The sequence below is a fragment of the Streptomyces murinus genome (genome assembly GCF_002154555.1).
Classification (GTDB): Bacteria; Actinomycetota; Actinomycetes; order Streptomycetales; family Streptomycetaceae; genus Streptomyces; species Streptomyces murinus.
Map to the genome: position 1 here is coordinate 1 of NZ_MUNF01000177.1, position 4,357 is coordinate 4,357.

Annotated in this window: 3 protein-coding genes and 1 pseudogene; all 4 read right to left on the reverse strand. The window is 74.1% G+C overall.

Annotation, left to right across the window (positions count from 1 at the left end; genetic code table 11):
* The coding region (locus tag CCN72_RS13015; RefSeq protein WP_425276143.1) for a pyridoxal phosphate-dependent decarboxylase family protein at positions 1 to 1,163 on the reverse strand (1,163 nt) is incomplete at its 3' end.
* 6 nt (positions 1,164 to 1,169) lie between these two features.
* Positions 1,170 to 1,817: pseudogene (locus tag CCN72_RS40455) on the reverse strand (acyclic terpene utilization AtuA family protein); the annotation flags it as partial.
* Positions 1,818 to 1,879: 62 nt separating this feature from the next.
* Positions 1,880 to 2,728: a TIGR03084 family metal-binding protein gene (locus tag CCN72_RS13020; RefSeq protein WP_086807665.1), complete on the reverse strand. Its 849-nt coding sequence runs from the start codon at positions 2,726 to 2,728 to the stop codon at positions 1,880 to 1,882.
* Between the two features lie 118 nt (positions 2,729 to 2,846).
* Positions 2,847 to 4,058 (reverse strand): hypothetical protein, encoded by a 1,212-nt coding sequence (locus tag CCN72_RS13025; RefSeq protein ID WP_086807666.1) that lies wholly within the window; start codon positions 4,056 to 4,058, stop codon positions 2,847 to 2,849.
* Positions 4,059 to 4,357 lie beyond the last annotated feature (299 nt).

Sequence of the window (4,357 nt, forward strand, 5' to 3'; positions counted from 1 at the left end):
CGGGCGCGGCCGAGGACGGCCCGGCCCTCGTGCAGCAGTTCGCGGCGGGCGTCGGCCACGGCGGCGTCGGTGGCCTCGGCGGGGCGGAACAGGACCGTGCTGATGACGGGGGTGTCGTACAGCTCGAAGCCGGGGTGTGCCTCGATGAGCGCGGCGAACTCGCGGGCCAGGTCGCAGACCTGGTCGACCAGGGCACCGAGGCCGCGGCGGCCGAGGGTCCGCAGGGTGACCGCGGCCTTGAGGATGTCGGGGCGGCGGGTGGTGCGCAGGGAGCGGCCGAGCAGGTCGGGGTGGCCGGCCTCGGTGTCGTCGTCCGCGTTCAGATAGTCGGCCCGGTGGTGGAGTACGGCGAGTTCGGCCGGGTCGGCGACGGCGAGCAGGCCGGCGGCGACCGGTTGCCAGCCGAGTTTGTGCAGGTCGAGGGTGACGGTGTGGGCGGCGTCGAGTCCGGCGAGTTTGGCGCGGTGCCGGTCGCTGAAGAGCAGTCCGCCCCCGTAGGCGGCGTCGATGTGCAGCCGGGCGCCGTGGGCCGCGCACAGGGCGGCGATCTCGGGCAGCGGGTCGATGAGGCCGGCGTCGGTGGTGCCGGCGGTGGCGGCGACCAGCAGGGGGCCGGAGAGCGCGCTGAGGGCGGCGTCCAGGGCGGCCGGGTCGAGGGTGCCGCCGGGGGCCGGGACGAGCACCGGGTCGGGCAGTCCGAGCAGCCAGGCGGCGCGGGCCAGCGAGTGGTGGGCGGCGGCGGCGCAGACGAGCTGGACGCTGCCGTGGCCGGCCTCGCGGGCGAGCAGCAGGGCGAGTTGGTTGGACTCGGTACCGCCGGTGGTGACCAGGGCGTCGGCCAGTCCGGCCGCCCGTGCGAGGGCCTGGGTGACGACGGCTTCCAGGGCGGTGGCGCCGGGGGCCTGGTCCCAGGAGTCGAGGGAGGGGTTGAGGGCGCTGACCGCGAGGTCGGCGGCGGTGGCCACGGCGAGCGGCGGGCAGTGCAGATGGCCGGCGCACAGCGGGTCGGCGGGGTCGGCGGCGCCCTCGGCCAGAAGCCGTACGAGAGCGCGCAGACCGTCCGGGTCGCCCTCGTCCGGCAGTACGTCCCCGAGGGCGTCGGTGACCCGCCGGGCGGTGACATCGGGTCCTGCGTACCGGGCGCCCCCGGTCTCGTACAGCAGCTGCGCGGTGACCGTGCCGACGTCCACGAAGCCGCCGGTGCCGGGGTGCTTGGTGATGACGCTGCTGCCGTCGGCGTGGATCTCGGCGAGCGGGAAGCCGGGCTGCCGTACGTCGCCCTCCTGGAAGAACGCGTAGTTCCCGCCGGTGGCCTGGGTCCCGCACTCCAGCACATGCCCGGCGACGACGGCCCCGGCCAGCTTGTCGAACTCCCCCGGACCCCAGCCGAAATGGGCGGCGGCGGGTCCGGTGACCAGGGCCGCGTCGGTCACCCGGCCGGTGACGACGATGTCCGCGCCCGCCCGCAGGCACGCGGCGATGCCGAAGCCGCCGAGGTAGGCGTGGGCGGCGAGGGCGCCGGGGTGGTCGGCGGTCAGGTCGTCGCCCTCGACATGGGCGACCCGCAGGGGGATGCCGAGCCGGTCCACCAACTCGCCTATGTGCGCGGCGAGTCCGGCGGGGTTGAGGCCGCCCGCGTTGGTGACGATCCGCACCCCGCGCTCCTGGACCAGCCCGAGGGCACCCTCCAGTTGGCGCAGGAAGGTGCGGGCGTATCCGGCGCCGGGGTCCTTGAGCCGGTCGCGGGCGAGGATCAGCATGGTGAGTTCGGCGAGGTAGTCGCCGGTGAGGACGTCGAGTTCGCCGCCGGTGAGCATCTCGCGCAGGGCGTCGAAGCGGTCGCCGTAGAAGCCGGAGAAGTTGCCTATCCGCAGGGGGTTCACCGGCCGGATCCCGCCGCCGGGCCGGCCGTCTCCTCCGCCGTCTCCTCCGCCGTCTCCTCCGCCGTCCTCGGCTTCCGACCGCTTCCCGGGGGGCCCGCGAAGACCTGGGCGATGTCCAGCCAGCGGTCCGCGTCCGGGCCCACGGCGGTCAGGGCGAGGTCGTCGCGGTGGGCGCGCTGGGTGACGAGGAGGCAGAAGTCGAGCGCCGGGCCGGTGACGCACTGCGGGGCGTCGTCGGGGCCGTAGCCCCATACGGCACCGCTCGGCGCCGTGAGCCGGATACGGAACTCCTCGGCGGGCGGGGTGAGTCCGTGCACCGAGTACGCGAAGTCCCTTGTCCGCACGCCGAGTCGGACGATGTGGGCGAGGCGGTCGGTGGGGGCGCGGGTGACGCCGAGCGCGTCGGCGACGTCCAGGCTGTGGGCCCAGGTCTCCATGAGGCGGGCGGTGGCCATCGAGGCGACGGCCATCGGCGGCCCGAACCAGGGGAAACGGACGCCGGGTTCGGCCGCGCGCAGGGCCAGGTCGAGGGCGTCGCGCCCGGACCGCCACTGCGCGAGGAGTTCCGCGGGCGGCAGCCCGGCGCTCTCCTCCGCGCCCTCGTCCACGAAGGAGTCGTAGCGGGCGAGGGCCTGCTCGACCAGCGCGCGGAACGCGTCCGCGTCGGTGACGGCGGCCAGCGCCGCACGGTCGGTCCAGGCGAGGTGGGCGATCTGGTGGGCGACGGACCAGCCGGGCGCGGGAGTGGCGAGCGTCCATTGCTCGGGCGTCAACCGGGCGACGAGCAGGTCCAGTTCTTCGCTCTCGGCACGCAGGTCGTCGATGACGGGCGTCGGGTCGGCCATGAGGGGAGCATCGCAGCGGGCGCGGAAACAATCAAGCGTGCTTGCATGATTTATTGAGCCGAACTTGGCCGACGTCCCCCGGGGGCGTCGGAGGGCCGTTTCGGGGGTGAACCCGGGTTCACCCCAGGAGTGAGGTGAGGGTCTCGGTGAAGGAGTTCGCCGAGTACTCGGCGTGCGCGCGGATCCGCTCGGCCACGGCGGCCGCGCCCCCGCCCTCCACCAGCCGCACGATCCGCTCGGCCCGCCGCTCGCGCCCCTCGGGGCTGTCGGCGACGGTGGGGAGGTAGAAGTCGGCCGCGTCGTACGCCATGTGCAGGACGTGCTTCTTCACATCGCTGAGCGTCAGATAGTCGCGGTCGGTCGTCGGCACCGGCTCGGGCGCGCCGACGCAGACCACCGGGGTGCCGGCGCCCCAGGCGTTGACGCACAGGTGGTAGGTGTCGGTGATGACGAGGCGGTAGCGGGGCAGGACGCCGAGCAGGTCGCCGACCGTCGGGTCGCCGGGGCGGGTGGGGAGGTGCCCGACCTGTCGCGGGGCGGCCCCGTCGAACCAGGGGATCCACTCCAGGGGCGCGTCCAGCCGCTCCGCGAGCCCCTGACAGAACCCGGGGAGCCAGTCGGGGATCTTCGTACGGGCCCCCAGGAACACCCCGATCGCCCCGCCGTCCGGGAGGTCCTTCGACCAGGGCGTGACCGGGAGGCCGGCCAGGTCGCCGGGGCGGTTCAGCAGGGCCGCGTCGGAGCCGAAGTGGTCGGTCGGGCGGTCTCCGCGCAGCTGCCCGAGCTTGGCCGCCGACAGCGGATCGCGCATCCAGACCCGGTGGCTCCGCGTCATCAGCCGTGTGAACAAGGGGCCGTACTCCTTGTCCTCGTAGTCCGACTGCGTGTTGTGCAGGATCGTGCCGCCGTAGCTGAGGGTGCGGTCGAGCAGGTCGTCCGGCTGGTCGGCGAGCAGCAGCGTCCGGTGGAGCAGGGCGCGGGCGGCGCCCCGGTCCTTCACCAGCCCGTAGTCGAGGAGCCGGTTGGCGGCGTCCTGGACGAGGTAGTGCCGGGCGTGCAGGAAGTCGCCCCAGAAGACGACCGCGTCATGCTCGCGCAGGGTGTCGACCTCGTCGATCAACGACCGGAACCGGAAGGGCAGTTCCGCCCCCCGCACACCCTCCCGCAGCCCCCGCAACGGCACGGTCTGCGGCAGATGCAGCGTGTACCAGCTCGCCTCGACCCCGTCCCCCATCCGCCGCCGCATCGCCTCGAAGGCCAGGTCGACGGTCAGCATCCCGGTGTTGCGGTAGCCGATGTTGGGCGCGGTGATGACGGCGACACGTGCCATGCGTTCCTGTTCCCCTGCCTGTTGCCGACGCCCCCGAGGACGCCGTGGACCCCTCCCCGCCAACGTACACATCACCACCGCCGCCGGACCGGTCCACCCCCGCCCATTCGGCCAACCCGCCACCGGGAAATCCGGGCGCCGGACGGGCGGCCGGTGCCGTACTTTCGGCGGATGGCCGATGAGAACGGGTACGTCGATGGGGACGGGTACTTCGGGGAAGCGGTCGCGGCGGGGTACGACGCCTCGTCCGCGGAGATGTTCGCGCCGCGGGTCGTGGGACCGGCCGTGGAGTTCCTGGC